This window comes from Streptomyces solitudinis (assembly GCF_036323765.1).
In the GTDB taxonomy this organism is placed as follows: Bacteria; Actinomycetota; Actinomycetes; order Streptomycetales; family Streptomycetaceae; genus Streptomyces.
Map to the genome: position 1 here is coordinate 422,793 of NZ_JAZDCW010000002.1, position 25,369 is coordinate 448,161.

Here is a 25,369-nt window from a genome sequence, read left to right on the forward strand (position 1 = left end):
CGGGGCACGGCCGCAGCAGGCGCTGCCGCAGTAGGCGCGCCCCGGCGCGGGCACGTCCGGAGCGGGCACGTCCGGAGCGGGCACGTCCAGAGCAGGCCCCCGTACGGCTCCTGCGCCTGCGCACGCAGGGAGGCTCCGCGCCTCCGTGCGCCCCCCGTGCGCCCCCGGCACGCCCCGCCACCAGCGGGTCCGGCCGCGCCGGGCCCCCCACCCGGCGGTCACCGCACGGTCCCCGCCGGCTCGGAAACCGGGGCACAAAGGGACCGCTCGGCGCACATAACGACCGTTCATCGTCCCGCCCACGAGCGCACCTAGTGACGGCTCCGCCACAGCTGACCTAGATTTCCTCCGCATTGTCGAAGGATCAAGGTCAGGAACGGAGCCGCAGATGACCGAGCCGGCAACACCCTCCACCAGCCGGGGCGCCCCGGGACGCGGCAGTCCGTCGCCGAAGGCCATCGCCGGGTGGACGGCGGTGGCCCTCGTGGGAGCCGTCGGCTGGGCGGTGCTCGCGCTCTCCCGCGGGGAGGAGGTGTCGGCCGCGTGGATGGTCGCCGCTGCGCTCGGGTCCTACGCGATCGGTTACCGCTTCTACTCCCGCTTCATCGCGCACCGGGTCCTGCGCCTGGACAAGACGCGTGCCACCCCCGCCGAACGGCTGGACAACGGGGTGGACTTCCACCCCACCGACCGGCGCGTGCTCTTCGGCCACCACTTCGCCGCGGTGGCGGGTGCCGGTCCGCTGGTCGGCCCGGTGCTGGCCGCCCAGATGGGCTACCTGCCCGGCACGATCTGGATCATCGTCGGCGTCATCTTCGCCGGTGCCGTGCAGGACATGGTGACGCTGTTCTTCTCCACCCGGCGCAACGGCCGCTCCCTCGGCCAGATGGCCCGGGACGAGATCGGCCCGTTCGGCGGTGTGGCGGCCCTCGTCGCCGTCTTCGCCATCATGATCATCCTGCTCGCCGTGCTGGCCCTGGTGATCGTCAACGCGCTCGCCCACTCCCCCTGGGGCGTCTTCTCCATCGCCATGACGATCCCCATCGCCCTGTTCATGGGCGTCTACCTGCGGGTGCTGCGGCCGGGGCGGGTCACCGAGGTGTCGCTGGTCGGCGTCTCGCTGCTGCTGCTCGCCATCGTCGCCGGCGGCTGGGTCGCCGAGTCGTCGTGGGCCGACTTCTTCACGCTGGAGCCGGGGACGCTCGTCATCTGGATGGTCGTCTACGGCTTCTTCGCCTCGGTGCTGCCGGTGTGGATGCTCCTCGCGCCGCGCGACTACCTGTCCACCTTCATGAAGGTGGGCACGATCGTGCTGCTGGCGCTCGGTGTGGTGATCGCCCTGCCCACGCTGAAGATGCCCGCAGTCACCGACTTCGCCTCGCGTGGTGACGGCCCGGTCTTCGCCGGTTCGCTGTTCCCCTTCGTCTTCATCACCATCGCCTGCGGCGCGCTCTCCGGTTTCCACGCCCTGGTCTCCTCGGGCACGACGCCGAAGATGATCCAGAAGGAGACGCAGGTCCGGATGGTCGGCTACGGCGCGATGCTGACCGAGTCCTTCGTCGCCATCATGGCGATGATCACCGCCTGCATCATCGACCCGGGCCTCTTCTTCGCGGTCAACTCCCCCAGCGGCGCCATCGGCACCACGGTCCAGTCGGCGGCGGAGACGGTGTCCGGATGGGGCTTCGCCATCTCGCCCGAGCAGCTGACGGCCGCAGCGGCGGCCGTCGAGGAGGAGAGCCTGCTCTCCCGCACCGGCGGTGCGCCGACCTTCGCCCTCGGCATGTCCGAGATCTTCTCCGCCGTGATCGGCGGTGCCGCGCTCAAGGCGTTCTGGTACCACTTCGCGATCATGTTCGAAGCCCTGTTCATCCTCACCACGGTGGACGCGGGCACCCGCGTGGGCCGGTTCATGCTCCAGGACACCCTCGGCAACGTCTACAAGCCGTTCCGGCAGGTCAGCTGGAAGCCGGGCGTGTGGATCACCAGCGCCCTGGTCGTCGGCGGCTGGGGCTACTTCCTGTGGGTGGGCGTCCACGACCCACTCGGCGGCATCAACCAGCTGTTCCCGCTCTTCGGCATCGCCAACCAGTTGCTCGCCGCCGTCGCCCTCGCGGTGTGCACCACGTTGCTGGTCAAGTCCGGAAGGCTGAAGTGGGCCTGGGTGACAGGCGTCCCGCTCATCTGGGACGTCGCCGTCACCCTCACCGCGAGCTGGCAGAAGATCTTTTCCAGCGACCCCCGCGTCGGCTTCTTCGAGCAGCGCTCGGTCTACCAGGACGGCATCGAGGCCGGTGAGATCATCGCCCCCGCGACCAACATGGACGAGATGCGCACGATCGTCACCAACTCGACGGTGGACGGCGTCCTCGCCGCGCTCTTCGCGCTGCTGATCATCATCGTCATCCTCGACGCGGGCCGCGTCTGCTTCAAGGCCATCCGGGCACCGGAGACGGTGAAGCTGCACGAGGCGCCCTACGAACGGTCCACCCTCGTCGCACCCGCCGGGCTGTTCCCGACGAAGGAGGAGAAGGCCGAACTGGCCGCCGTGGGCGCGGCCGGAACCGAGGAGCCGGCGACGTCGCGGGACCGGTCGTGACGGCGGCGGCACGGCTGGCCGGAGCCGCGGCGCGGCTGCGCTGGTACTGGCGCGAGCTGACCGGTGAGGCCGCCTACGACCGCTACGTCGCCCACGTCCGCGCCCACGACCCCGGCGCCCCCGTGCCCACCCGCCGCGCGTTCGAGCGGTGGCGCACGGACGCCAGGGAGGCGGACCCGCGCGAAGGGTTCCGCTGCTGCTGAGACGCGTCACCGGGCACGTGCCGGGCCGCCGCCCCCGCCGGGCGGCGGCCCGGCCGTGTACCCGGGGAGACCGGCGGCGGGATGCCCGCGGCGTGTCGCACACTGGCCCGACGGACCTGACCGTACGGGCGGCGCGCCCCGGGGAACTGGACGACATCGGGGAGCTGACCGCCGAGGCGTACCTGGGCGACGGGCTGCTCGACTTCGGCGAGGCCGACCCCTGTCCGGCCGAGCTGCGCGACGCGCGGCGGCGTGCCGCGCACACCGAGGTGCTGGTGACGGCGGACGGCCGCACCGGCGAGCTGCTGGGCGCGGTGGCGTTCGTCGCCGAGGGCGGCCCGTTCGCGGATCTGGCGGGGCCCGGCGAGGGCCAGTTCCGGATGCTGGCCGTCCGTCCGGAGGGGCGGGGCCGGGGCGCGGGAGAGGCGCTGGTGCTCTCCCGCGCCCCGGGCACGCACGCCGCGCACCGGCTCCACACCCGGCTCGGCTTCGTCAGGACCCCGGAACGGGACTGGGAGCCGCTGCCCGGTGACGCTGTGGACGTTCGCCCGCCAGCTGACCGGCTGACCGCGCGGCAGCGCGACCGCGGGCCGGGCGGGGGCTGTTCCCCGCCCGGCCCGCCTGCGCGTGGCGGTGTCAGACGCCGCAGCTCGGGGCCGACCAGAACCGGCTGGACCGGTGGTCCAGGTGGGTGTGGTCGTTGTGGCCCGAGTAGCCCGGGCCGAGGATGCCGTTGAACCCGTGGTTGCGGGCCTGCCGGGCGAGGGTGCACAGCGAGTGCGGGCCGGCGCCGAGGTCGGCCGCGTCACCGTAGAGGTGGCGGCTGTTGGTCGAGCCGCCGACCGCGCTGTTGCACGCCTTGGAACGGAAACCGCTGGTGACGCGGATGGACTGGTCGTTCAGGGCGTGCCGCAGCGCCTCCAGCTTCCACATGGTGCGCTTGGCGTTCTCCCGCGCCGTGGCGGCGCTGACGTTGCCGCCGCCCCAGGTGGAGTTGCAGCGGTTGAGTTCCGCGAAGTCGAAGTGCGCCGGGGAGCAGTCCGCTTCCTGCAGCGCGTAGATCTTGCTGAAGGTCTGGGGTCCCGCGACGCCGTCGGCGGCGAGGCCGTAGGCGGACTGGAAGCGCCGGACGGCGGCCGCCGTGGCGGGACCGTACCGGCCGTCGATGGCCAGGACGGCGCCGTACCCGGGGTAACCGGCGACGCGGATCTGGAGTTCCCTGACGTCGGAACCGGACGCGCCCTGGGAGAGGGTGCGGTTCCAGGTGTAGCAGGCGTCGGCGTACGCCGGGCCCGCGGAGGCGACGGTGCCGGTGAGCACGGCTGCCGCGAACATGACAAATGCAAGGAGGCTTCTGGCCACTCGTCTACGCATGGTCCAAGAGCGTGGCCGAGCCGCCTGGACGCGTCAACAACACCCGGGGAATGCCAGAGGACGGTCCTTTGACGAAAGCCCCCGCAGCGCACCCGGACGCCCGCCCGCGGCCCTGGCCCGGCGGGCCGCGCGCCGCGGGCAGGCGCCGCCGCCTCAGTCGTTGGGCACGGTCTCGTAGCGCGGGGTGGACTCGGCCATCTGCCGCAGGACGTCCTTGCGTTCCCGCTTGGAGAGCCGGTCGATGTACAGCCGCCCGTACAGGTGGTCGGTCTCGTGCTGGAGGCAGCGGGCGAAGTAACCGGTGCCGCGCACCCTGATGGCCCTGCCCTCGGCGTCCTGCCCGGTGACCACCGCGTGGTCGGGGCGGGCCAGCTCGGCGTAGGCGCCGGGCACGGACAGACACCCCTCGTTGCTGTCGTCCAGGACGCGGCGCTCCGCGGGCAGCTCCTCCAGCACCGGGTTGCACACCACGCCCACGTGGCGCACGCCGTCGTCGTCGGGGCAGTCGTAGACGAAGACCTTCAGGTCCACGCCGATCTGGTTGGCCGCGAGCCCGACGCCCTCGGCCGCGCGCTGCGAGGCGAACATGTCGTCGATCAGCGCGGCGAGGCCGTCGTCGAACTCGGTGACGTCCTGGCACTCCCGGTGCAGCACCGGATTGCCGACCGTGGTGATCGGACGGGCGGTGCCGCGCTCGCGGTGGGCGCGCTCGCGGGCCTCGCAGTCCTCGCTGTCGACCACGTACCCGGAACCATCCTGCTCCTCGCCGGACGGTTCCGAACGGGTCTCCTGCTGCTGGGCCATGACGCCGTACGCCTTCCTCACTGCCGGGCTGTTCCGCCCTACAGGGTACGGGGCGCGAAGGGGCGCCGCGGCGCGATCAGCAGACCTCCTCCAGATCCCGCCACTCGCGGGTGTCCGGACTGTCGGCGACCCAGCCGTCCAGCAGCCCGCGCACCAGGGAGGCCGGGGCCGCCAGACCGCATTCGCGCTCCGGTGTCCACACCTCGCCAGGGCCGCCCGCCGTCATGTGCCCCAGCGGCCCCGGATGGCCGGGTTCGCTGTGGTCGTGCGGATCGTGCCGGGGCGCGGAGCCGTCGCCCTCGTCACTGGGCATCCGCGACTCCGAGCAGGAACGGCACAGCAGCCGGACGGACGAGGACCAGTCCTCCGCGGCGAACCCCGCCTCTGCGGCCAGCTGTTCGAGGGCCTCCCGGTCCGCCTCGGTGGCCGCCTCCAGCAGGACGACCCAGGTGGGCACCGGTGAGGGCGCCCACAGCTCTATCTCGTCGAAGACCGGGAAGGCCGACGGGCGGCCCCCGCCGGTCAGGGTGCGCTCGCCGTGCGGGACGCCGTCGTGCAGGACGACCTCCCCCCAGCGGCGGCCGGAGGAGGGCAGCGGGATGGACTGCACGGCTATCCGGGCCGGGTCCAGCCGGCGCCCCCAGACGACCTCGGACTCCCCCTCGGGCGAGAGCCGCACCGCCGCGCTGCCCAGCTCCATGCCGGTCGGCTCCCCCAGCCCGCCCGCGTCCAGGGAGTCGGTCGGCACCTTCAGCCCGTACGCCTGCCAGGCCCGGCGCGCCAGCGGCCAGTCCTGCAACGCCGTCGCGGCTATGCCGACGTTCCACCAGTCCGGGGCGCCGACGGCCCGGTCGAGCAGCGCGACGGCGCGCAGCCCGGCGGCGCGGGCCTGCTCCCAGTCGTGCCGGAACTTGTGCAGCAGGGCCAGGTTGAACCAGGACTCCGCCAGCCACGGCTCCAGGTCCGCAGCCCGGGTCAGCAGCTCACCGGCGTCCTCGTAGCGGCCGTCGCCGATCAGGGTGAACGCGCGGTCGGTGGCCAGCCGCCAGTCGGTGGACGGCCGGTACCGTGTCCTGCCGAAGATCCTCACGATGAACCCGCCTGATTCCCGCCTGTCGATGGTGGTGCCGTGCCCGGCCGGTCGTCCCGGTGGCTCCGCTCAGCGGTGGCCCCGGGGCTCCCGGCGTTGTGCTCCCGCATCCAACCATGCCCGCTCGGAGGGCTGCTCAATTACCCGAGGGCCGCACCTTCTGCGTGGTTGACGCGGCCGGTACAGGGCCAGCTTGCGTCAGGCACCCGGCGCGCGCGACATGGCGGGGTTCGCCCGGGGCAGGAGGGGCGTCAGAGGATGGTGCGGCGGGCTGCGGAGGCGGAACCGGAGCCGCCCTCCTCGTCCTCGGCCGTGGCGCCCGGGGCGGTCCCGTGGGCGTAGCCGGAGGTGTCCAGAACGGCCTGGCCGGGGACGGCCTCGCCGGCCCGGATCAGGTCGATCCGGCCCATGACCTTCGACCGCAGGTCGGCCGGGACGTCGTCGTGGCCGCAGCAGCGCTTGACGAGCTTCTTCACCGCCTGTTCCAGGCCGTACTTCTCCAGACAGGGCGAGCACTCGTCGAAGTGCTCGGCCAGCTTGCCCCGGTCGGCTTCGGGCATCTCCTGGTCGAGGTACTCGTAGAGGTGGTCCAGGACCTCGGAGCAGTCCGTCTCGTGCGGATCGCCACAGCTCATGAGTCCGAGCCCTTCCGGTCGTGCGCGTCGTCGTACCGTCCGGCGCCGGCCGGGCCCGCCGCCGCCCCCGCGGGGACGAGTCCGCGCTCGCGGGCGTAGTCCTCCAGCATGCCGCGCAACTGGCGCCGGCCGCGGTGGAGCCGGGACATCACGGTGCCGATGGGCGTGCTCATGATGTCCGCGATCTCCTTGTAGGCGAACCCCTCGACGTCCGCGAGGTACACCGCGATGCGGAACTCCTCGGGGATGGCCTGGAGCGCCTCCTTCACGTCGGAGTCGGGCAGGTGGTCGAGCGCCTGCGACTCCGCCGAGCGCAGCCCGGTGGACATGTGCGACTCGGCGCGCGCGAGCTGCCAGTCCTCGATCTCCTCCGCCGCGCTGCGCTGCGGTTCGCGCTGCTTCTTGCGGTAGGAGTTGATGAACGTGTTCGTCAGGATGCGGTAGAGCCACGCCTTGAGGTTCGTGCCCTCGCGGAACTGGTGGAAGGACCCGTACGCCTTCGCGTACGTCTCCTGCACCAGGTCCTCCGCGTCGGCGGGGTTGCGCGTCATGCGCAGCGCCGCGGAGTACATCTGGTCCAGGAAGCCGAGGGCGTCGCGTTCGAAGCGTGCGTTGCGCTCGGCGTCCGTCTCCTGCGGTGCGCGCTGCGTATCCTCCTCGGTACCGGTGACCGGACCCACCTCCTCCATCGCGGCCGCGAGACCGGTCACGGACTCGCTGGAACCGGAGAATAGACGACCTCTGTGGCGTTCCACGCGAACCGCCGGCTGAATCCTCGCGGGATCACCGGCCAGCGCGAGCGTGGCCCAGTCCACGTCCGTGGCCCGGGGACGCTGCGGGCAAGCGACTGAACCCATGGGGGCGGCTCCCTCTCGTCGTGGCGCTGATCGTCGGCAGGTGGTGCCGGCAGTCGTCACAACAGGGCCGTCCCCCGGTTCATTCCCGGTCGAGCCACCCGCTGACGGCCCCGGTGACGAGCCGGGCCACGTCGGCCTCCGTGAGTCCCGCGCGCCTGGGCACGGCGAAGCCGTGGTCGGCGTGCGGGACCTCCACCAGTGCGCCGCCCGCGGGCAGCCCGGGGAACTCCGCGGGCCGCCCGAACGGGTCGGCGCCGCCCTGGACGACGAGGGTGGGCACGCCCGCCTCCGTCAGCTCGGCGGCCCGCGAGCGTTCGGGGCGGCCCGGCGGGTGCAGCGGGAAGGACAGCGCGACGACCCCGGCGGCCCCCAGCTCCGCCGCGGTGCGGCACGCCACCCGGGCCCCCGCGCTGCGGCCCCCCGCGAGCACCGGGACTCCCCCGGCGGCCAGTTCCGGCCACAGCGCCCGCCACGCGGCATCCAGCGTCCTCGGCGCGGGCGCCACCTTCTTCCCTGCCACCCGCCAGGGCTGCTCGACGAGGGCGACGGTGACGCCGTGCTCCGGCAGCGCCGCCGCCAGGGCCCGCAGGTCCCGCGCCTCGATGCCGCCGCCCGCGCCGTGGCCGAGGGCCAGCACGCGCCGCTCCCGCCGGGCGCGGTGCCAGGTGATCCGGGCGTCCCCGGCGGGCGTCGCGACGGTCCGCGCCTGCGGGACGGACGGACCGGGCGGGCCGGAGGGGCCGGAGGGGTTCCTGGTCATGGCGCCATTACAGCAAGGCCCTAGAAGAGCGTGCCCACCTCCGGGGCCGGCAGCTCCCGCACCAGCTCCGGGGCGTTGTTGCGGACGTTGCTGACGTCGGTCGGCACCGGGTAGGCCCGGTGGCGTCCGGTGGGCAGCCCGCCCAGCAGTTCCCGCAGCTCCGCCGGGTCGGTGCGGGCCGGGTCCAGCCAGGCGTCCCAGCGGTCCGGCGGGAGGGCCACCGGCATCCTCGGGTGGATGTCCGCGAGCGACCGCGGGCCCTCGCCGCCGTCCGCGCCCGGCAGCGGACCCGTCTCGGCCTCGGTGGTGATGACGGTGCAGGTCGCCCACCAGGCGCGCGGGTCGTCGTCGGGCCGGGTCCCGTCCCGCCAGAACTCGTAGAGACCGGCCAGTGCCATCACCGAGCCGTCGGCCGGGGTGACGAAGTAGGGCTGCTTGCGGGGCCGCTTCCGGCGGCCGCGCTGCTCCAGGTCCAGCTCCTGCTTCCCCGTGACCCACTCGTAGTAGCCGTCGGCGGGCAGCAGGCAGCGGCGGGCGGCGAAGGGCCTGCGGTAGGCGGACTTCTCGTGCACCGTCTCCGCCCGGGCGTTGATCATCTTCACGCCCACGTCGGGCGACTTGGCCCAGGACGGGACCAGGCCCCACCGCAGCGCCCGCAGCTGCCGCACGGGCCGCTGGTCGTCCGCTCCTCTGACCGGCCGCTCCAGCACCGCGTGGACGTCCTTGGTCGGGGCCACGTTCCAGTCCGGGGCCAGCGTCTCCTCGGGCTCCCACAGGGTCACATCGAAGAGCCCCACCAGGTCCTCGGGGCTCCGGCTCGCCGCATACCGTCCGCACATGAGTGCCACCCTGCCACGCCGCCCTCCCGAGGCGGGAGGGTGCGCCGGCCCGGGGCGTGGGGCGGCCGTCGCGGGCGGCCCGGCCCGGCTGCCGTGGCCCACCTCACACGTCGTTCCGCCGTGCGTCCGCGCGGGGCGGACGGCGGGGAGGGCAGCGGCAGGGAGGATGAGCCCATGGGCATCGACGACCTCGCGGACATGTGGGACCGGGTGACCGGCACCCAGCCGGGCCCCGGCCTGTGGCTGGTGGCCGCAACCGGGCTGGTGGCGCTGGCCGTGGTGGGCTTCGGCACGTCGTGGCGGGTGGCGCGGGGCGCGGTGACCATCGCGCACGAGGGCGGCCACGCGCTCATGGCGCTGCTGACCGGACGCACCCTCGAAGGCATCCGCCTGCACTCGGACACCTCCGGGCTGACCGTCTCCCGGGGCCGTCCCACCGGCATCGGCATGGTGCTCACCGCCGCCGCGGGCTACACGGCGCCCTCCCTGCTGGGCCTGGGCGGCGCGTGGCTCCTGTCCGCCGGGCGCATCACGGCGCTGCTGTGGGGCGCGACGGTGCTGCTGCTGGCCCTCCTGGTGATGGTGCGCAACGCCTACGGCGTGCTCACCGTGGTGGTGACGGGCACGGTGTTCATCCTCGTCTCCTGGCTGACGGCCGCCGAGGTGCAGGCGCTGTTCGCCTACGCCGCGGTGTGGTTCCTGCTGCTGGGCGGGGTGCGGCCGGTGTTCGAACTCCAGGCCAAGCGGCGCGGGGGCGGTGCGCCGGACTCCGACGCCGACCAGCTGCACCGGCTCACCAACGTGCCTCCGGCGGGCTGGCTGCTGCTGTTCCACGCCGTCGCGCTGGTCGCGCTCGTCGGCGGCGGGAGCCGGCTGCTGGGCCTGTGACCCCCGGCCCGTGACCCCTGCGGGGGACGCCGGGACGCCGCCCCGGCGGACGTGGTCACCCGTCCGGGCGGGTGCGTGTTTCCGGTGTGTTACCGACCGGGTCCTCCGCCATTCGGTCACATTCCGAGCGACACGGGACGCACTAGAGTGAGCGTCATGACCGCCACCGCTGCTCTCTGGCCGGCGCCGCCCGCGTCCGGCCCCGTCGACGCGACCGTCACCGTGCCCGGCTCCAAGTCGGTGACCAACCGCGCGCTGGTGCTGGCCGCGCTCGCCGCCGAGCCCGGCTGGGTGCGCCGTCCGCTGCGCTCCCGCGACACCGTCCTGATGGCCGAGGCGCTGCGGACGATGGGCGTGGGCATCGAGGAGGGCGTCGGCCCCGACGGCACCGGCGAGGCGTGGCGCGTCATCCCCGCGGGCCTGCACGGCCCGGCGACGGTGGACGTGGGCAACGCCGGGACGGTGATGCGGTTCCTGCCGCCGGTGGCCGCGCTCGCCGACGGCCCCGTCCGCTTCGACGGCGATCCCCGCTCCTACGAGCGGCCGCTGCACGGCGTCATCGACGCGCTGCGCACGCTCGGCGCCCGGATCGACGACGACGGCCGCGGCGCGCTGCCCATGACGGTGCACGGCGGCGGCTCGCTCACCGGCGGCCCGGTGCGGGTGGACGCGTCGTCCTCCAGCCAGTTCGTCAGCGCGCTGCTGCTGTCCGGCGCCCGGTTCAACCAGGGCGTGGAGGTCCGGCACACCGGGGCCACCCTGCCGTCCCTGCCCCACATCCGGATGACGGTGGACATGCTGCGCGCCGCGGGCGCGCGGGTGGACACCCCCGAGGCGGGCGGCGAGGCGAACGTGTGGCGGGTGGCGCCCGGCGCGCTGCTCGGCCGCGACGTGACGGTGGAGCCCGACCTGTCGAACGCCCAGCCGTTCCTGGCCGCCGCCCTGGTGACCGGCGGCCGCGTCACCATCCGGGACTGGCCGCGGCAGACCACCCAGCCGGGTGACGCGCTGCGGGACATCTTCACCGCCATGGGCGGCAGCTGCGAGCTGGACGAGCGCGGGCTGACGCTCACCGGCGGCGACAAGGTCCACGGCATCGACGTGGACCTGGGCGACGTGGGCGAGCTGACGCCGGGCATCGCGGCCGTCGCCGCCCTCGCCGGCTCCGAGTCGGTGCTGCGCGGCGTGGCCCACCTGCGGCTGCACGAGACGGACCGGCTGGCCGCGCTCACCCGGGAGATCAACGGCCTGGGCGGCGACGTCACCGAGACCGCCGACGGGCTGGTCATCCGGCCGCGTCCGCTGCGCGGCGGCGTCTTCCACACCTACGACGACCACCGGCTGGCCACCGCGGGCGCGCTGCTGGGGCTTGTCGTGCCGGGCGTCGAGGTGGAGAACGTGGCGACCACCGGCAAGACGCTGCCCGACTTCCCCGGCCTGTGGCGGACCATGCTCGGCAAGGCCGCCTGAGGGCGCCGGGATGCGCCGCTACGGCAAGCACACCGACGAGGACGACATCCGGGTACGCCCAGGACGCCGGGGCAGCCGGCCGCGCACCCGCACCCGTCCCAAGCACGAGGACGCGGTGGCGGGGTTCGTGCTCACCGTGGACCGGGGCCGCATCACCACCTTGGTCGAGGGCCGGACGATCACCGCGATGAAGGCCCGGGAGCTGGGCCGCAAGGGCGTGGTCGTCGGCGACCGGGTGGCCGTCGTCGGCGACCTGACCGGCGAGAAGGACACCCTGGCGCGCATCGTCCGCGTCGAGGAGCGCGTGTCCACGCTGCGCCGCACGGCCGACGACGACGATCCGCACGAGCGCGTCGTCGTCGCCAACGCCGACCAGCTCGCCATCGTCACCGCCGTGGCCGACCCGGAGCCGCGGCCGCGGCTGATCGACCGGTGCCTGGTCGCCGCGTACGACGCGGGCCTGGAGCCGCTGCTCGTCCTCACCAAGGCGGACCTGGCCCCGGCCGCACCGCTGCTGGACGCCTACGCGCCGCTGGGCATCCGTACGGTGGCGGCCCGGCACGACGAGCCGGTGGCCGCCGTGCGGGCGCTGCTGGGCGGCCGGATCACCGTGTTCGTCGGCCACTCCGGGGTGGGCAAGACGACCCTGGTCAACGCGCTGGTGCCCGACCGGGCCAGGGCCACCGGGCACGTCAACGCCATCACCGGGCGGGGCCGGCACACGACGACCTCCGCCCTGGCCCTGCCGCTGCCCGACGGGGACGGCTGGGTCATCGACACCCCCGGGGTGCGCTCCTTCGGGCTGCACCACGTGGACCCGGCCCGCGTCATCAACGCCTTCCCCGACCTGCTGCCGGGCACCACGGGGTGCCCGCGCGCGTGCGGTCACGACGAACCGGACTGCGCGCTGGACGCGTGGGTCGCCGCGGGCCACGCCGACCCGGCGCGGCTGTACTCCCTGCGCCGCCTGCTGGCCAGCCGCGAACGCCACGAGGACGACTGACGGCTGATGACGGCTGACCCGGCGGCGGCGTCCGGCCGGAGGCGGCGCGGGCCCGCCGCCGTCAGCGGGGCCGGCCGTCCCCGGCGGGCCCGTGGGTGAGGAGCGCGGTGACGGCGTCCGCCACCCGTGCCGGGGCCTCCGGCTCTCCGGGCGGGGCGATCACGTAGGACAGCGCGAGCCGCAGCCCCGTCTCCCAGGCCCGGTGCAGCCCGGCTCCCGGCCGGCGTCCGCCGGCCACCTGCCCGGTGCCGGGCGGCCCGGCGTCCGCCGCGCCCTCCCCGGCGGCTCCGGGCAGGGGCGCGGCACGCAGGGCGGCCAGCGTTCCGTCGCGCAGCCGTTCGACCAGTTCCTCGGGTGCGGCAGCGTCCGGCAGCGGCAGCCGGGAGTTCCAGCAGCCGGTGAGAGCGGCCCGCACCAGCGGTTCCTCCCGCGCGCGGCACAGCATCCACACCGCCACCGCCGCGCAGCACACTCCCGGGTCGCCGCCGCTGCGGCGGGCCGCGGCCACCTCGTCGGCCGCCCCGGTCACGAACGCCTCCATCTGCCGCTTGACGAGCGCGGTGCCGAGGCCCTCCTTCGAGCTGAACTCGTTGTAGAGGGTCTGCCGCGACACTCCGGCCGCCGCGGCGACCTCCACCATGCGCACCGTGGTCCACGGCTGGTGCGTGAGCGCTGCCCGCGCAGCGCTCAGCAGGGACTCACGGGCGCTCGGCATGCTCTTCCTCCCGGAGCCCGGCGGCGAGCGGCGGCAGCCCGGCGGCGGGGTGTACGGCGGATGTGCGGTGCACAGGATTGACGGGGGGCCGCGGGCTGTCAAGACACCGTGCACCGCCAGTTCACCGGCCGTACCCGGCAGGCCCCGTACGGCCCGGCCGTGTGGCCGGGCGGCTGCCCACTGGATACTGTTCGATCATGCCGGACTACCACGATGACCTGCGCCTCGCCCACGTGCTGGCCGACACCGCCGACGCGGCCACCATGGAGCGGTTCAAGGCGCTCGATCTCAAGGTCGAGACGAAGCCCGACATGACTCCCGTCAGCGAGGCCGACAAGGCCGCCGAGGAACTGGTCAGGACGTCGCTGCAACGCGCCAGGCCCCGGGACGCCGTGCTCGGCGAGGAGTTCGGGACCGAGGGCTCGGGGCCGCGGCGCTGGGTGATCGACCCGATCGACGGCACCAAGAACTACGTGCGCGGCGTACCCGTGTGGGCCACGCTGATCGCGCTCATGGAGCGGGGCGAGGACGGCGGGGACCGGCCCGTCGTCGGCCTGGTGTCCGCCCCCGCGCTGAACCGCCGCTGGTGGGCGGCGCTGGGCGGCGGCGCCTACACCGGCCGCAGCCTCTCCTCGGCCTCCCGGATGCAGGTCTCCCGGGTGGCCCGGCTTCGGGACGCCTCGTTCGCGTACTCCTCCCTGTCCGGCTGGGAGGAACGCGGCCGGCTCGGCGGTTTCCTGGATCTGACCCGCAACGTGTGGCGCACCCGGGCCTACGGCGACTTCTGGCCCTACATGATGGTCGCCGAGGGGTCGGTGGACCTGTGCGCGGAGCCGGAGCTGTCGCTGTGGGACATGGCGGCGAACGCGATCATCGTGCAGGAGGCGGGCGGCGCCTTCAGCGGCCTCGACGGGCGGGAGGGGCCGCACAGCGGGGACGCGGCGGCCTCCAACGGTCTGCTCCACCAGGACCTGCTGCACTACCTCGGCACCTGAGCCGGGGCGCTCCCGCGCGTACGGAGGAGCGGGGCGCGTCGGCGGGACACGACACGGTGCACGCGCGCCCTTGTCGGCGTGCGGCGACCGTGTGACGATGAGGGTCCACTCGCTTGTGAGCTTGTGAAGCGGTTCTCGTTACCGCGGCCCGGCTCCTCCAGGAGGTGGCACCCGACCATGCCCACCCTCGTCCGCGACGCCATGACGACGATGGTCCTCACCATCGGTCCCGCCCACACCCTGCGCCAGGCCGCCTGCCTCATGGCGGCGCGCCGGGTCGGCGCGGCCGTGGTCCTCGACCCGGAGACCAGCGGCGTCGGCATACTGACCGAGCGCGACATCCTGAACTCCCTGGGCGCCGGGCAGGACCCGGACCGGGAGAGCGCACACGCCCACACCACCACCGACGTCGTCTTCGCCGCCCCGCACTGGACGCTGGCGGAGGCCGCCTGCGCCATGACGCGCGGCGGCTTCCGCCATCTCGTCGTCCTGGACGGCGACGAGCCCGTCGGCATCGTCTCCGTACGCGACGTGATGCGCTGCTGGACGGCGGCGGCCGCCCCGGTGCCCGCCGCACGCACGGGCGCGGTACCGGCCTGACGTCCGGCCGCGGCCGGGCCCGAGGGGGCCGGGCCCGCCGTGGCCGGACGCGCCGGAGGGGCCGGAGCCCAGTGGCGTCCGGCCCCTCCGGGCCTTTGCGGCAGACGGCGACGGCCCGCGCAGGGCCTTGACCACGGCCCGTCGGCCGTCTGCCGCGGTCGGGGGCGGCTGCCTCAGCCGCGCAGGGCCGCGACGGCGGCGTCGAGCCGCTTGCCGTAGTCCTCGTCCGCCTTGCGGAAGTTCTCGATGGCCCGCTGCGCGATGTCGTCGCGCGAGACCTTGGCGATGAACCCCGCGAGGTTGCCGACCAGACGCTCCTTCTCCGGCTCCGTCATCAGCCGGTAGAGGTTGCCCGCCTGGACGAAGTCGTCGTCCTCGGCGTGCAGCGGCGTCTCGTGGTCACCGGTGACACCGGTGACCGGCTGCGGCTCCCACAGCGCGCGGCCGGTCTCGGCGGGGCCGCCGAAGCTGTTCGGCTCGTAGTTCTTGGCCCCGGCGTGCCGGCCGTCGTACATCAGGCCGTCCCGGCCGTGCGAACGGGCCTCGGTGGCGTGCGGACGGTTCACCGGCAGGTGGTCGGCGTTGATGCCGACGCGGTAGCGGTGCGCGTCCCCGTAGGCGAACAGGCGGCCCTGGAGCATCTTGTCGGGCGAGGGGCCGATGCCCGGCACGAAGTGGTGCGGGGAGAAGATCGACTGCTCGACCTCGGCGAAGACGTTCTGCGGGTTGCGGTTGAGCTCCAGCTTGCCGATCTCGATGCGCGGGTAGTCGCCGTGCGGCCAGACCTTCGTCAGGTCGAAGGGGTTGAAGCGGTAGTTCGCCGCCTCGGCCACGGGCATGATCTGGACGTAGACCGTCCAGCTCGGGTAGTCGCCGCGCTCGATGGACTCCCGCAGGTCGCGCTGGTGGCTGTCCGGGTCCTTGCCCGCGAGCAGGTCGGCCTCGTCCTGGGTGAGGCACTTGATGCCCTGGTCGGTCTTGAAGTGGTACTTGACCCAGAAGGCCTCGCCGGCCTCGTTCGTCCACTGGAAGGTGTGCGAGCCGAAGCCGTCCATGTGGCGGTACGTGGCGGGGATGCCGCGGTCGCCGAACAGCCAGGTCACCTGGTGGGTGGACTCGGGCGACAGGCCCCAGAAGTCCCAGACGTTGTCCGCCTCCTGCGAGCCGGTGTACGGGTCGCGCTTCTGGGTGTGGATGAAGTCGGGGAACTTGATGGCGTCCCTGATGAAGAACACCGGGGTGTTGTTGCCGACGAGGTCGTAGTTGCCCTCCTCGGTGTAGAACTTCACCGCGAAGCCACGCGGGTCGCGCACCGCGTCCGCCGCGCCCAGGTTGCCCGCCACGGTGGAGAAGCGCAGGAAGACCTCGGTCTCCTTGCCGATCTCGCTGAGGAAGTTCGCCCGCGTGTACTGCGCGATGTCGCCGGTCACGGTGAAGGTGCCGTAGGCACCCGCGCCGCGGGCGTGCACCACGCGCTCCGGGATGCGCTCCCGGTTGAAGTGCGCGAGCTTCTCCAGCAGGAGCTGGTCCTGGATGAGGACGGGGCCGCCCACGCCCGCGGTCTGGCTGTTCTGGTTGTCCGCGACCGGAGCCCCGGATTCCGTGGTCAGCGGACCGGTGGTCTCGCTCTGAGCAGTCACTTACGCCTCCTGCACTGTGTCCTGTCCCGTGGCCTGTCGCCGGAGCCGAGCCTACATTAGACTCTGTCCAAGTCAAGATAGAGATGAAAACCGTACACAGTCCGGCCAGGGACGGCCCGCTGTAAGCTGGCCGTACCTGAACGATGGGTGGGATCAATGAGCGACCTTCTGGAACGCCTGCGCGACCGCGGCTGGCGGATGACCGCGCAGCGGCGCGTCGTCGCCGAGGTCCTCGACGGTGACCACGTGCACTACACCGCCGACGAGGTCCATGCCCGCGCGACGGCGCGGCTCCCCGAGATCGCCCGTGCGACGGTCTACAACACGCTGAGCGAACTGGTGGCGCTCGGCGAGATCATCGAGGTCAACACGGACGGCCGCGCGAAGCGGTACGACCCGAACGCCCACCACACGCACCAGCACCTGGTGTGCTCGGGGTGCGGCACCATGCGCGACGTCCACCCCTCCGGCGACCCGCTGCACGCGCTGCCCGAGGGCGAGCGGTACGGCTTCGCCGTCTCCGAGGCCACCGTCATCTACCGGGGCCTGTGCCCGGACTGCACCACGTCCTGACGGCGCGCGGGCCCCGCCCCCTCCACGCTTCGGCCTTCCCCGCCGTGAGGGGCGCCCGGCCCCGGGCTCCTCGCGCCCGGCCCCGGGCGCCCGCCGCCCGACCGCCGTTGCGTCCGCACACGGTTCCACACGCACCGAAGGCCCGGAACCTGATCGGTTCCGGGCCTTCGGCCTACAGTAGCGGGGACAGGATTTGAACCTGCGACCTCTGGGTTATGAGCCCAGCGAGCTACCGAGCTGCTCCACCCCGCGTCGTTGTGATCCCTACTCTAACCACCCCGCGACGTGCAGTGCAAATCGGTTCGGCGGCCCCCGCTCAGGCCGTCAGCTCCGCGTGCAGGGCGTCCTTCAGCCGGGCCGCGCGCCCGGCCACCTCCGCGGGCCCCAGCTCCATCGCGCGCCCGCACCAGTGCCGTCCCTCGGCCAGCTCGTTGCGCCGGGCCGCGAGCAGCGCCAGGCGCAGCGCGGCCCGGCCGTGCCCCGCCTCCGCCGCCCGCTGCCACCACAGCGCCGCCTCGGGCTCCGCGCCCTCCCGGGCCAGCAGCAGGCCCAGGTTGAACGCGCCGTTGCCGCTGCCCGCCTCGGCCGCCTGGCGGTACCAGTGGGCGGCCTCGACCACCTCGCCCCGGGCGACCGCGCACATGCCGACCCGCACCTGGGCGCGGCGGTGCCCCGCCCGTGCCGCCGTCTCGTACCAGTCCTCGTACTCGGGACGCCCGCCCGGCCCGTCACCACCCGCCCCATCGGGGCCGCACAGCTCCTCCCCCGCGTCCGCCGCCGCGTCCAGCGCGTCCGGCGCCTGCGGCGGGGCGCCGGCGGAGCGCCGCTCCAGGAGCGCGGCCAGCCGGAACGCGCCCTCGACGCTGCCGCACTCGGCGGCCCGGCGCAGGGTGCGCTCCGCGGCGTCCTCCGCGCCGTCACGGAGGAGGGCGCTGCCCACCTGGAGCGCGGCCTCCGCGTGCCCGGCCTCGGCCGCCTGCCGGTACCACTGCAACGCGGCGGCTTCCTCCCCCCGGCCCGCGTGCAGGATGCCGAGGTTGAACGCGGCGTCCACGCTGCCGCCCTCGGCCGCCTTGGAGAACCACGGCTCCGCTCCCTGGGCGTCGCCGCGCTGGAGCAGCAGCACGGCCAGGGCGTTCGCCGCCTCGGTGTGCCCGGCGTAGGCGGCCTTGCGGTACCACTGCTCGGCCTGCGCGTCCCGGCCCTGGCCCGCGCAGAGCAGGCCCAGGTTGAACGCGCCGTTCACGTCGCCCGCGTCCAGGGCCGCCCGGTACCAGCGCTCGGCGCTCTGCCGCTCGCCCCGGTCCGCGTGGAGCGCGCCGAGCGCGTTGGCGGCGTTGCCGTCACCGCCCAGCGCGGCCCGGCGCCACCAGTCCTCCGCAGCCTCGTCGTTGCCCGCGTCGCGCAGCAGGAAGCCCAGCGCGCAGGCGGCCTGCGGCTCGCCCTCGTTGGCGGCGATCAGGTACCAGCGTCCGGCCTCGCGCAGCTCACCGCGCTCCTCCAGCAAGGTGGCCAGGCGCAGCGCGGCACGCCGGTGCCCGCGCGCCGCGGCCTGGCGGAACCAGCGCTCGGCCTCCCGGGCGGAGGTCGGGCGGGCGGCGCGCAGGGCCAGCAGGCCCACGCGGTAGGCCGCCTCCCGGTGGCCGCCCTCGGCCGCCGCGCGGAACCACTGGGCGGCGCCGTCCTCGCCCCGGTGGTCCAGCAGGTCGGCCAGCGCGTAGGCGCCCAGGGTGTGTCCGGCCTCGGCGGACTGCCGCAGCCAGTAGCCAGCCGCCGTCTCGTCGCCCTGCTCGCGGTGGTACCGGCCGAGGGCGTGCGCCGCGGCGGCGGAGCCGGCCACGGCCGCCGTGCGCCACCACTCGGCGGCCTCGGCGGCGCGGCCGCCCTGGTGCAGCAGGACCCCCAGATTGTTGGCGGCGGCCCGGTCCCCCGCGCCCGCGGCGGCGCGCAGGTACGGCTCGGCCGCCTCCGCGTCGCCCCGGCGCAGCAGCGAGGCGCCCAGGGCGCTCAGCCGCCCCGGGTCGCCCTTCCCCTCCCCCGGCTGCGCCGCCGCGCGGCGGAGAGCCCCGTTCGTCGCGGACCGCTCGTGCGTGACCTCGGCGCGGCCGGGAACGATCGTCTCCGGCGCTCTTCTTCGGTCGTACGAGAACCTCACGCCTTCTGCATCGTCAAGCGTTGCCATTTCCCCCATAAGGTCCATCGTCGCACCACCTGCAACCCGGGTACACCTGGTATACCGCAGCCCGTGAGGTCACTTCGGCGCTTTGTCGACTTCCCGACATGATGGGGCCTCAAACTCCGGTACTTCTTCCGGGTGACGATTCCGGGTGAGGACACCGGTCGGGGAACCGAGGAGGAACGCACAGCGAGAAGGGCCCGGAGTCTGAGACTCCGGGCCCTTCTCGTGCAGTAGCGGGGACAGGATTTGAACCTGCGACCTCTGGGTTATGAGCCCAGCGAGCTACCGAGCTGCTCCACCCCGCGCCGTTGTGTTCACAACTCTACCACGGCGCGGAGCGGCCTCGTTCACCCTCCTCCGCCACCCCCGTCACCCTGCTGGGCTTCCCCGGCGCGGCGCAGGGCGTCCTGCAACGTCTCCAGGGCCTCCTGGGCGTCCTCCAGGGCGTCCCGCAGCGCCGGGAGGTCCCCGGGCGTCTCCGGCTCCTGCGGCTCGTCGGCCGGGGGGTCCTCCGGCTCGTCGGCCGGTGGCTCCTCCGGCTGATCGGCGGGCGGCTCACCCTCGGTGTTCACCTGGAAGACGGTGTCGAGGGCCTCCTCCAGCGTGTCCTTGTAGGCGATCTCCCCGCCGTAGACGGCCAGCACCTTCCGCATGCGCGGGTAGTTGGTGTTGGCGCCCCGGACGTACAGCGGCTCGACGTAGAGCATGCCGTCGTCCATCGGGATGGTGAGCAGGTTGCCGTACTCGACCTCCGAGTCACCTCTTTCGAGGATGTTGATCGACTCGGCGATCTGCGTATCGGAGTTGAACCGGCTCTGCACCTGCTGCGGACCGGCCACCGAACTGCTCGCCGGCAGGCTCAGGATGCGGATCGTGCCGTAGTCGTCGCTCATGGCGTCCGACTCCACCGCCATGAACGCGCCCAGCGTCTCGCGGTTGTTCGGGTTGAACGTGGTGGTGAGCGAGAACGACTTCTCCGCCTCGCCCGGCATCCGCAGGCTCAGGTAGTACGGCGGGACCGGCTCCTCGCCGTCGCGCGTCGGGTCGACCGGGATCTGCCAGCGCTCACTGCCACTGTAGAACTGCCCCGGGTCGGTGACGTGGTAGCGCGTCAGCAGCTCCCGCTGGACCTTGAAGAGGTCCTGCGGGTAGCGCAGGTGGTCCAGCAGGTCGTCGCTGATCGCGCTGCGCGGCTCGACGGTGTCGGGGAACGCCTTCATCCAGGTCTTGAGCACCGGGTCGTTGGTGTCCCACTCGTAGAGCTTCACCTCGCCGCTGTACGCGTCCACGGTCGCCTTGACCGAGTTGCGGATGTAGTTGACCTGGTCCTGCTGGGCCAGTACCGCGCGCTGGCCGTCGGTCAGCGCGTCCTGCGTGGTGTCACCGAGCGTGGTGCGCGAGGAGTAGGGGTAGCCGTTGGACGTCGTGTAGGCGTCCACGATCCACTGGATCTTGCCCTCGACGACCGCCGGGTAGGGGTCGCCGTCGATGGTCAGCCAGGGGGCGACGGCCTCGACCCGCTCCTTGGGCGTGCGGTTGTACAGGATGCGCGAACCCTCGCCGATGGCGCCCGAGTACAGGATCTTCGGCTCGCCGAAGGCCAGGGCGTAGGCGGCCCGGCTCAGGGTGCCCGACAGCGCGACGCCGCTGTTCCCCTCGTAGGTGTACAGCTTCTCCTCGTCGTTGGACACGTAGTCCAGCTCCTGCTGGGGACCGCCGACGATGGAGTACATCGTCGTCTGCTCGCCGTAGTAGACGCGCGGCTGGTACTCGCCCAGCGTGCCCTTCGGGGGCAGGTCGCTCTCGGTGTAGACCGGGGTGCCGCCGCCCTCCTCGTAGTCCACCTGGGTGCCCAGCGCGGAGACCACGCCGAAGCCGTGGGTGTACTTGAAGTGGTCGTTGATCCAGTTGCGCTCGGGGACGCCGCCGATGTTGATCTCGCGCAGACCGATGACGGTGTCCTGCTCCTCGCCGTCGGCGTTCTCGTAGCGGTCCACGTCGAGGTTGTCGGGGAACGTGTAGTACCCGCGGATCTGCTGGGACTGCCGGAAGGCGGGCGAGACCACGTTCGGGTCCAGCAGGCGGATGCTCGCCGCCTCGCTCACCGCGTCCCGCAGCTCGCGGCTCTCCTCGTCGGTCAGCTCCACCTCCTCGTCCTCGGTGGCCGCTCCCTCGAAGGAGGAGATGTCCGCGTCGTCGATGCCGTACGCCTGCCGGGTCGCCTCGATGTTCTTGGCGATGTACGGCGACTCCTTGGCCTGCTGGTTCGGCTGGACCTGGAACCGCTCCACGAGCGCCGGGTACAGGCCGCCGATGAGGATGGCCGACAGGACCAGCAGCCCCAGGCCGATCATCGGGAGCTGCCAGGTGCGCCGCCACAGGGCCGTGAAGAACAACAGGGCGCAGATGCCGGCGATGAAGAAGAGGATCGTCTTCGCCGGGAGGTAGGCGTTGGCGTCGGTGAAGCGCAGCCCCGTCCAGTCGTCCTGCCCGCGGATGTCGCTGGACTTCACCGCGAGCCCGTAGCGGTCGAGCCAGTACGCCACGGCCTTGAGGGCGACGAAGACGCCCAGCAGCACCGAGAGATGACCGGTGGCCTGGGAGGTGGCGCGCGCGCCGGGCGTCGTCACCCGCAGCCCGCCGTAGAGGTAGTGCACGAGCGCGGCGGCGATCAGCGACAGGACGGTCGCCCCGAAGCCGAAGCTCAGCAGGAAGCGGTAGAAGGGCAGGTCGAAGGCGAAGAACGAGATGTCCTTGCCGAACTGCGCGTCCGTCTGGCCGAAGGACGTCCCGTTCACCCACATCAGCCAGGTCCGCCACTGCCCCGAGGCCGAGGCGCCGCCGATGAGGCCGATGAGCGCGGTGACGCCCAGCAGCAGCCACTTCTTGTACGGCGCGATGCCCATGCGGTAGCGGTCGAGGCTCTGCTGCTCCAGCGACATCGCGCTCAGCGGCGGACGCAGCCGGTGGGCCAGCCAGACGTTGAACCCGACGGCCAGCGCCATGAGCAGGCCGAAGACCGCGAACAGTACGGCCTTCGTCCACAGCGTCGTGGTGAAGACGGTGGTGAAGTTCACCGACCGGTACCAGAGCCAGTCGGTCCAGAACCCGGCGAACATGACGAAAAGCATGGCCAGCACTGCCAGTACGCCCGCTGTCAGCAACAGCGTCTTGGCGCGTCTGGACGGCTGGCCGACTCTGATCCGTGGCCCGGAGGGACCTCCTGAGCCCCGGTCCGGCATCTGGAAAGCCAAGGTGCGCACCTCGAAATCGCAGTGGATGGGGCGGCCCCGCACCGCAGGGCTCACGTAGTCAACTTAACGAAGCTTTACCCGGTTCCCGTTTCCGGGGTCGCAGAAGGCACGATATGGGCATGAGCAACCTCCCCCTTGACGGCACGCCCCTGGCCTCCTCCCCACTGACCCGCGCCGTCCTCGAAATCGACGAGTACACCGCCGGCCTCGGCTGGGACCAGCCCGTGCGGCTGTTCGCGCTGGTCGACACCGACGAGCTGCGGACGCAGGAGCCCGAGCTGGCCGGCCAGCTCGGGCTGGCCGACGACGGCGGCCCGGCCGGCGGCGCGCTGACCCCCATCGAACAAGACGAGCTGCCCGCCGGGCTGCCGCTGGACGAGTTCCTCGGCACCATCGCCTGGCCGGACGCCGTCACCGGCTGCGCGCTGACCCTGGAGCGGCTGATGCTGCCCCCCTCGGCCGAGGACTCGCTGCCGACCGGGCTCTCCCCCGAGGAGCTGTCCGCGTGGGTGGCCCGGCACCCGGACCGGCAGGAGGTGCGGATGACGGTCGGCGTGCTGCGGGACGGCGCGCGGGAGTCGGCGCTGCGGCTGCGCGAGAAGGACGCCGCCAGCGAGGTGCTGACGGGCAGCGATCTGGTGCCGGGGCTGGCCGAGGCGCTCGCGGCGACGTTCACCGGCTGAGCGGCGCGGCCCCGCGCCGGGGCGTCCCGCACGGCGGGACGGGCCGGGGCGGGGCGCCGTCCGTGACGGCGGCCGGTGCGGGGCGGTACCGGTGCGGTGCGGGCCGCTCCGCCGCCGGGGTCAGTCCGCGGCCGTGCAGAGGGGAAGGGACTCGGTGTCGTCCTCGCGGATGTCCCGCAGGGCTTCCAGCGCGTCGTCCATAGTGCCGACCTCGACCAGCGTCAGGCCGTCGGGCCGTTCCTTCGCGGCCGTCGCGCAGTTCTCCTCCGGGGTGAGGAAGTACCGGGCGCCCGCGGCGGCGGCCGCGCGGGTCTTCATGGTGACGCCGCCGATCGGTCCGACCTCGCCCTCGCCGTCGATCGTGCCGGTGCCCGCGACGAACGTGCCGCCGGTCAGCTCCTCGTCGGTCAGCTTGTCGACGATGCCGAGCGCGAACATCAGCCCGGCGCTCGGTCCGCCCACGTCGGCGAGCTTGATGTCGATGTCGAACGGGAAGGTGTGCGCCGTTCCGGCCTGGATGCCGACGATGGCCCGCTGGTCGTCCTCGGCGGGCGCGGTGGCGACGGTGACCTCGCGGGTGCCGGCGGTGAGCGGGTCCTCACCGGCCTTCTCGGCGGCCTCCGCGGCCTTGGCCGGTACGACCGTGAACACGACGTCCTCGCCGGGCTCGTGCTCGGTGACCAGCCGGGCGACATCGGCGGGCTCGCGCACCGGCGTGCCGTCCACGGCCTTGATCACGTCCCCGGCGCGGAGGGTGCCCTCCGCCGGGCTGTCCTTGACGACGGCCGAGACGACCGTCCGGGTGGGCACCGGGATGCCGAGTTCCGCCAGCGCCGCGACCTTCGCGCTCTGCTGGGACTGGGAGAACTCCTCGGCGTTCTCCTCCTCCGCCTCCTCGGCGGTGGTGCCGTCCGGGTAGAGGGAGTCGTGCGGCACGACGGCGGCGTCGTCCGCCAGCCAGCTGTAGAGCGCCTCGCCGAGGGTCATGCGGTAGTCCGCGCTCGTCACGCGGACCGTGGTCATGTTGAGGTGCCCGGAGGTCGGGTACGTCTCGCGCCCCTCGATGCTGAGCACCGGGTCCCCGTCGTACTCACCGAGCGTGTTGACCGTCGGTCCCGGCGACAGTTCGGAGTAGGGCACCCGCACCAGCGCCACCGCACAGAGCATCCCTATGAGGAGGAGCGTGGATGCCAGGATGGTGGCGTGTCGGCGCGACATGGCCACGACCCTACGGGACGGCCCCCTCAGCCGGCCTCCCGGGACGGTCCGTTGGTGGGGCGCTGACCGGCGCCGCAGCCGCGGGCGGCGCGGTGCGGTACCGCTCGGCCGCCGACCGCTCCATCGCGGTGCGGAACGCGTCATACCCGGCGACGCCCGCCGCGTCGCTCGCGCCGCGCTCCACCGTCTGCCGTGCGGCCCACACGGCCCACAGCCCCGCGGTGACCGCGGCCCCCAGGGGTATGAGCAGCCAGACCAGCGACGCCATGCGTACCTCCCTGTTACCGGCCGCCGGGCACGGCGGCCGGTGCGTATCGTCTCGGTGACCTCAACCGTCGGCGGGCTCCCCGGGGCCCGCAACCGGAGCGCGGAGCTCCGGGGGCCGGCCGGGCGACGGGCTCAGCAGGCGCCGACCCACTCCTCGGTGCCGTCGGCGAACGTCTGGTGCTTCCAGATCGGCACCTCGTGCTTGAGGTCGTCGATCAGGCGGCGGCAGGCGGCGAACGCCTCGGCCCGGTGCGGGCAGGAGACGGCGACGACGACGGCCAGGTCGCCCACCGCCAGGTCTCCGACGCGGTGGACGGCCGCGAGGGCGCGCACGGGGAAGTCGGCCGCGACCCGCTCCGCGACGCGCCGCAGCTCGGCCAGGACGGACGGGTGCGCGGAGTAGCCCAGCCGGGCGACGTCGGCGCCGCCGTCGTGGTCGCGCACGGTGCCGACGAAGAGGGCGGTGCCGCCCGCGGCCTCGTCCCCCACTGCCCGGAAGACCTCGTCCAGGGAGAGCGGGGCGTCCCGGACGTCCAGCAGCCGGATCGGCTCGGCGGCGGCCCGCTCGCCGGGGTGGCCGGGGTTGTGTTGGGTCTGAGCCATGTGCCTCATGCTGCCCTAACGCGCACGATTGCGGAAACCGGCTTCCACAGTGCGGGCGGAACAGCCCGCGGCGGACCGCCGGGCTCCCGGCAGCCGGCCGGGGACGCCCCCGGGCCGCCG

24 protein-coding genes and 2 tRNA genes are annotated in these 25,369 nt (G+C 73.5%); 10 read left to right on the forward strand and 16 right to left on the reverse strand.

Annotation, left to right across the window (positions count from 1 at the left end):
- Positions 1–388: 388 nt before the first annotated feature.
- The 3 genes from V1J52_RS05525 (at position 389) to V1J52_RS05535 (ending at position 3,539) form a co-directional block, all read left to right on the forward strand.
- Positions 389–2,599, forward strand: a complete 2,211-nt coding sequence (locus tag V1J52_RS05525; RefSeq protein ID WP_330138450.1) for a carbon starvation CstA family protein — start codon at positions 389–391, stop codon at positions 2,597–2,599.
- Entirely contained in the window at positions 2,596–2,802 is a 207-nt protein-coding gene (locus V1J52_RS05530; RefSeq protein ID WP_330138451.1) for a YbdD/YjiX family protein, read from the forward strand. The genes V1J52_RS05525 and V1J52_RS05530 overlap by 4 nt, the downstream gene beginning before the upstream one ends.
- 92 nt (positions 2,803–2,894) lie before the next feature.
- On the forward strand, positions 2,895–3,539 hold the full coding sequence (locus tag V1J52_RS05535) for a GNAT family N-acetyltransferase (RefSeq protein WP_330138452.1): 645 nt from the start codon (positions 2,895–2,897) through the stop codon (positions 3,537–3,539).
- Here V1J52_RS05535 and V1J52_RS05540 read toward each other — a convergent pair.
- The 7 genes from V1J52_RS05540 to V1J52_RS05570 form a co-directional block, all read right to left on the reverse strand.
- A complete protein-coding gene (locus V1J52_RS05540) occupies positions 3,439–4,176 on the reverse strand; it encodes a D-Ala-D-Ala carboxypeptidase family metallohydrolase (RefSeq protein ID WP_330138453.1) in 738 nt (245 codons plus the stop codon). The two genes, V1J52_RS05535 and V1J52_RS05540, sit on opposite strands and share 101 nt — an antisense overlap.
- A 153-nt stretch (positions 4,177–4,329) precedes the next feature.
- The gene (def, locus tag V1J52_RS05545; protein ID WP_330138454.1) at positions 4,330–4,980 is read right to left on the reverse strand and encodes a peptide deformylase; all 651 of its coding nucleotides are present in this window, start codon (positions 4,978–4,980) and stop codon (positions 4,330–4,332) included.
- Between the two features lie 76 nt (positions 4,981–5,056).
- Positions 5,057–6,070 carry a tetratricopeptide repeat protein gene (locus V1J52_RS05550; protein ID WP_330138455.1) on the reverse strand — a complete coding sequence of 338 codons (1,014 nt, stop codon included), beginning with the start codon at positions 6,068–6,070 and terminating at the stop codon, positions 5,057–5,059.
- 251 nt (positions 6,071–6,321) lie between these two features.
- Positions 6,322–6,705: a mycothiol system anti-sigma-R factor gene (rsrA, locus tag V1J52_RS05555; protein ID WP_330138456.1), complete on the reverse strand. Its 384-nt coding sequence runs from the start codon at positions 6,703–6,705 to the stop codon at positions 6,322–6,324.
- On the reverse strand, positions 6,702–7,385 hold the full coding sequence (locus V1J52_RS05560; RefSeq protein WP_443075738.1) for a sigma-70 family RNA polymerase sigma factor: 684 nt from the start codon (positions 7,383–7,385) through the stop codon (positions 6,702–6,704). Before V1J52_RS05560 ends, rsrA begins: the two co-directional genes overlap by 4 nt.
- Positions 7,386–7,641: 256 nt before the next feature.
- Positions 7,642–8,322: an alpha/beta hydrolase family protein gene (locus tag V1J52_RS05565; RefSeq protein ID WP_330138457.1), complete on the reverse strand. Its 681-nt coding sequence runs from the start codon at positions 8,320–8,322 to the stop codon at positions 7,642–7,644.
- 20 nt (positions 8,323–8,342) lie between these two features.
- Positions 8,343–9,161, reverse strand: coding sequence for an SOS response-associated peptidase (locus tag V1J52_RS05570; protein WP_330138458.1), 819 nt, complete (start codon positions 9,159–9,161; stop codon positions 8,343–8,345).
- 174 nt (positions 9,162–9,335) lie between these two features.
- On the opposite strand from V1J52_RS05570, the gene V1J52_RS05575 reads away from it, so the two are divergent.
- The 3 genes from V1J52_RS05575 to rsgA all read left to right on the forward strand — a co-directional run bounded on the left by V1J52_RS05575 (position 9,336) and on the right by rsgA (position 12,522).
- On the forward strand, positions 9,336–10,049 hold the full coding sequence (locus V1J52_RS05575) for a M50 family metallopeptidase (RefSeq protein WP_330138459.1): 714 nt from the start codon (positions 9,336–9,338) through the stop codon (positions 10,047–10,049).
- 156 nt (positions 10,050–10,205) lie between these two features.
- Positions 10,206–11,519: a 3-phosphoshikimate 1-carboxyvinyltransferase gene (aroA, locus tag V1J52_RS05580; protein WP_330138460.1), complete on the forward strand. Its 1,314-nt coding sequence runs from the start codon at positions 10,206–10,208 to the stop codon at positions 11,517–11,519.
- 10 nt (positions 11,520–11,529) lie between these two features.
- Entirely contained in the window at positions 11,530–12,522 is a 993-nt protein-coding gene (rsgA, locus tag V1J52_RS05585) for a ribosome small subunit-dependent GTPase A (protein ID WP_330138461.1), read from the forward strand.
- A gap of 61 nt (positions 12,523–12,583) precedes the next feature.
- On the opposite strand, the gene V1J52_RS05590 is transcribed toward rsgA, so the two are convergent.
- A complete protein-coding gene (locus tag V1J52_RS05590; RefSeq protein ID WP_330138462.1) occupies positions 12,584–13,237 on the reverse strand; it encodes a TetR/AcrR family transcriptional regulator in 654 nt (217 codons plus the stop codon).
- A gap of 197 nt (positions 13,238–13,434) precedes the next feature.
- On the opposite strand from V1J52_RS05590, the gene hisN reads away from it, so the two are divergent.
- Both hisN and V1J52_RS05600 read left to right on the forward strand, forming a co-directional pair.
- Positions 13,435–14,232, forward strand: coding sequence for a histidinol-phosphatase (gene hisN / locus V1J52_RS05595; RefSeq protein WP_330138463.1), 798 nt, complete (start codon positions 13,435–13,437; stop codon positions 14,230–14,232).
- Positions 14,233–14,409: 177 nt separating this feature from the next.
- Positions 14,410–14,832 carry a CBS domain-containing protein gene (locus V1J52_RS05600; RefSeq protein WP_330138464.1) on the forward strand — a complete coding sequence of 141 codons (423 nt, stop codon included), beginning with the start codon at positions 14,410–14,412 and terminating at the stop codon, positions 14,830–14,832.
- Positions 14,833–15,005: 173 nt separating this feature from the next.
- Here V1J52_RS05600 and V1J52_RS05605 read toward each other — a convergent pair whose 3' ends face one another.
- Positions 15,006–16,472 carry a catalase gene (locus tag V1J52_RS05605; protein ID WP_330138465.1) on the reverse strand — a complete coding sequence of 489 codons (1,467 nt, stop codon included), beginning with the start codon at positions 16,470–16,472 and terminating at the stop codon, positions 15,006–15,008.
- A 156-nt stretch (positions 16,473–16,628) separates the two neighbouring features.
- Between V1J52_RS05605 and V1J52_RS05610 the strand changes: the two genes are divergently transcribed.
- Positions 16,629–17,045: a Fur family transcriptional regulator gene (locus V1J52_RS05610; RefSeq protein ID WP_330138467.1), complete on the forward strand. Its 417-nt coding sequence runs from the start codon at positions 16,629–16,631 to the stop codon at positions 17,043–17,045.
- Between the two features lie 178 nt (positions 17,046–17,223).
- Here V1J52_RS05610 and V1J52_RS05615 read toward each other — a convergent pair.
- The 4 genes from V1J52_RS05615 to V1J52_RS05630 all read right to left on the reverse strand — a co-directional run bounded on the left by V1J52_RS05615 (position 17,224) and on the right by V1J52_RS05630 (position 22,466).
- Positions 17,224–17,297 (reverse strand) — tRNA-Met (locus V1J52_RS05615).
- Positions 17,298–17,361: 64 nt separating this feature from the next.
- Entirely contained in the window at positions 17,362–19,245 is a 1,884-nt protein-coding gene (locus V1J52_RS05620; RefSeq protein WP_330138468.1) for a tetratricopeptide repeat protein, read from the reverse strand.
- Between the two features lie 210 nt (positions 19,246–19,455).
- Positions 19,456–19,529, reverse strand: a tRNA-Met gene (locus tag V1J52_RS05625).
- A gap of 42 nt (positions 19,530–19,571) precedes the next feature.
- Entirely contained in the window at positions 19,572–22,466 is a 2,895-nt protein-coding gene (locus V1J52_RS05630; protein ID WP_330138840.1) for a UPF0182 family membrane protein, read from the reverse strand.
- A gap of 131 nt (positions 22,467–22,597) precedes the next feature.
- Between V1J52_RS05630 and V1J52_RS05635 the strand changes: the two genes are divergently transcribed.
- Positions 22,598–23,161, forward strand: a complete 564-nt coding sequence (locus V1J52_RS05635) for a PPA1309 family protein (RefSeq protein WP_330138469.1) — start codon at positions 22,598–22,600, stop codon at positions 23,159–23,161.
- Positions 23,162–23,281: 120 nt separating this feature from the next.
- On the opposite strand, the gene V1J52_RS05640 is transcribed toward V1J52_RS05635, so the two are convergent.
- The 3 genes from V1J52_RS05640 to V1J52_RS05650 all read right to left on the reverse strand — a co-directional run bounded on the left by V1J52_RS05640 (position 23,282) and on the right by V1J52_RS05650 (position 25,249).
- Positions 23,282–24,379: a YlbL family protein gene (locus tag V1J52_RS05640; RefSeq protein WP_330138470.1), complete on the reverse strand. Its 1,098-nt coding sequence runs from the start codon at positions 24,377–24,379 to the stop codon at positions 23,282–23,284.
- 10 nt (positions 24,380–24,389) lie between these two features.
- Entirely contained in the window at positions 24,390–24,647 is a 258-nt protein-coding gene (locus V1J52_RS05645) for a hypothetical protein (RefSeq protein WP_330138471.1), read from the reverse strand.
- Between the two features lie 131 nt (positions 24,648–24,778).
- Complete coding sequence (locus V1J52_RS05650; protein ID WP_330138472.1) at positions 24,779–25,249, reverse strand: molybdenum cofactor biosynthesis protein MoaE; 471 nt, start codon at positions 25,247–25,249, stop codon at positions 24,779–24,781.
- Positions 25,250–25,369: the final 120 nt, after the last annotated feature.

Bases quoted from the DNA above. Each gene is read 5' to 3' on its own strand.
- V1J52_RS05525 (WP_330138450.1), top strand. From the start codon at position 389: ATGACCGAGCCGGCAACACCCTCCACCAGCCGGGGCGCCCCGGGACGC.
- V1J52_RS05540 (WP_330138453.1), bottom strand. From the start codon at position 4,176: ATGCGTAGACGAGTGGCCAGAAGCCTCCTTGCATTTGTCATGTTCGCG.
- def (WP_330138454.1), bottom strand. From the start codon at position 4,980: ATGGCCCAGCAGCAGGAGACCCGTTCGGAACCGTCCGGCGAGGAGCAG.
- rsrA (WP_330138456.1), bottom strand. From the start codon at position 6,705: ATGAGCTGTGGCGATCCGCACGAGACGGACTGCTCCGAGGTCCTGGAC.
- V1J52_RS05565 (WP_330138457.1), bottom strand. From the start codon at position 8,322: ATGACCAGGAACCCCTCCGGCCCCTCCGGCCCGCCCGGTCCGTCCGTC.
- V1J52_RS05570 (WP_330138458.1), bottom strand. From the start codon at position 9,161: ATGTGCGGACGGTATGCGGCGAGCCGGAGCCCCGAGGACCTGGTGGGG.
- V1J52_RS05575 (WP_330138459.1), top strand. From the start codon at position 9,336: ATGGGCATCGACGACCTCGCGGACATGTGGGACCGGGTGACCGGCACC.
- aroA (WP_330138460.1), top strand. From the start codon at position 10,206: ATGACCGCCACCGCTGCTCTCTGGCCGGCGCCGCCCGCGTCCGGCCCC.
- rsgA (WP_330138461.1), top strand. From the start codon at position 11,530: ATGCGCCGCTACGGCAAGCACACCGACGAGGACGACATCCGGGTACGC.
- V1J52_RS05590 (WP_330138462.1), bottom strand. From the start codon at position 13,237: ATGCCGAGCGCCCGTGAGTCCCTGCTGAGCGCTGCGCGGGCAGCGCTC.
- hisN (WP_330138463.1), top strand. From the start codon at position 13,435: ATGCCGGACTACCACGATGACCTGCGCCTCGCCCACGTGCTGGCCGAC.
- V1J52_RS05600 (WP_330138464.1), top strand. From the start codon at position 14,410: ATGCCCACCCTCGTCCGCGACGCCATGACGACGATGGTCCTCACCATC.
- V1J52_RS05610 (WP_330138467.1), top strand. From the start codon at position 16,629: ATGAGCGACCTTCTGGAACGCCTGCGCGACCGCGGCTGGCGGATGACC.
- V1J52_RS05620 (WP_330138468.1), bottom strand. From the start codon at position 19,245: ATGGACCTTATGGGGGAAATGGCAACGCTTGACGATGCAGAAGGCGTG.
- V1J52_RS05630 (WP_330138840.1), bottom strand. From the start codon at position 22,466: ATGCCGGACCGGGGCTCAGGAGGTCCCTCCGGGCCACGGATCAGAGTC.
- V1J52_RS05635 (WP_330138469.1), top strand. From the start codon at position 22,598: ATGAGCAACCTCCCCCTTGACGGCACGCCCCTGGCCTCCTCCCCACTG.
- V1J52_RS05640 (WP_330138470.1), bottom strand. From the start codon at position 24,379: ATGTCGCGCCGACACGCCACCATCCTGGCATCCACGCTCCTCCTCATA.
- V1J52_RS05645 (WP_330138471.1), bottom strand. From the start codon at position 24,647: ATGGCGTCGCTGGTCTGGCTGCTCATACCCCTGGGGGCCGCGGTCACC.
- V1J52_RS05650 (WP_330138472.1), bottom strand. From the start codon at position 25,249: ATGGCTCAGACCCAACACAACCCCGGCCACCCCGGCGAGCGGGCCGCC.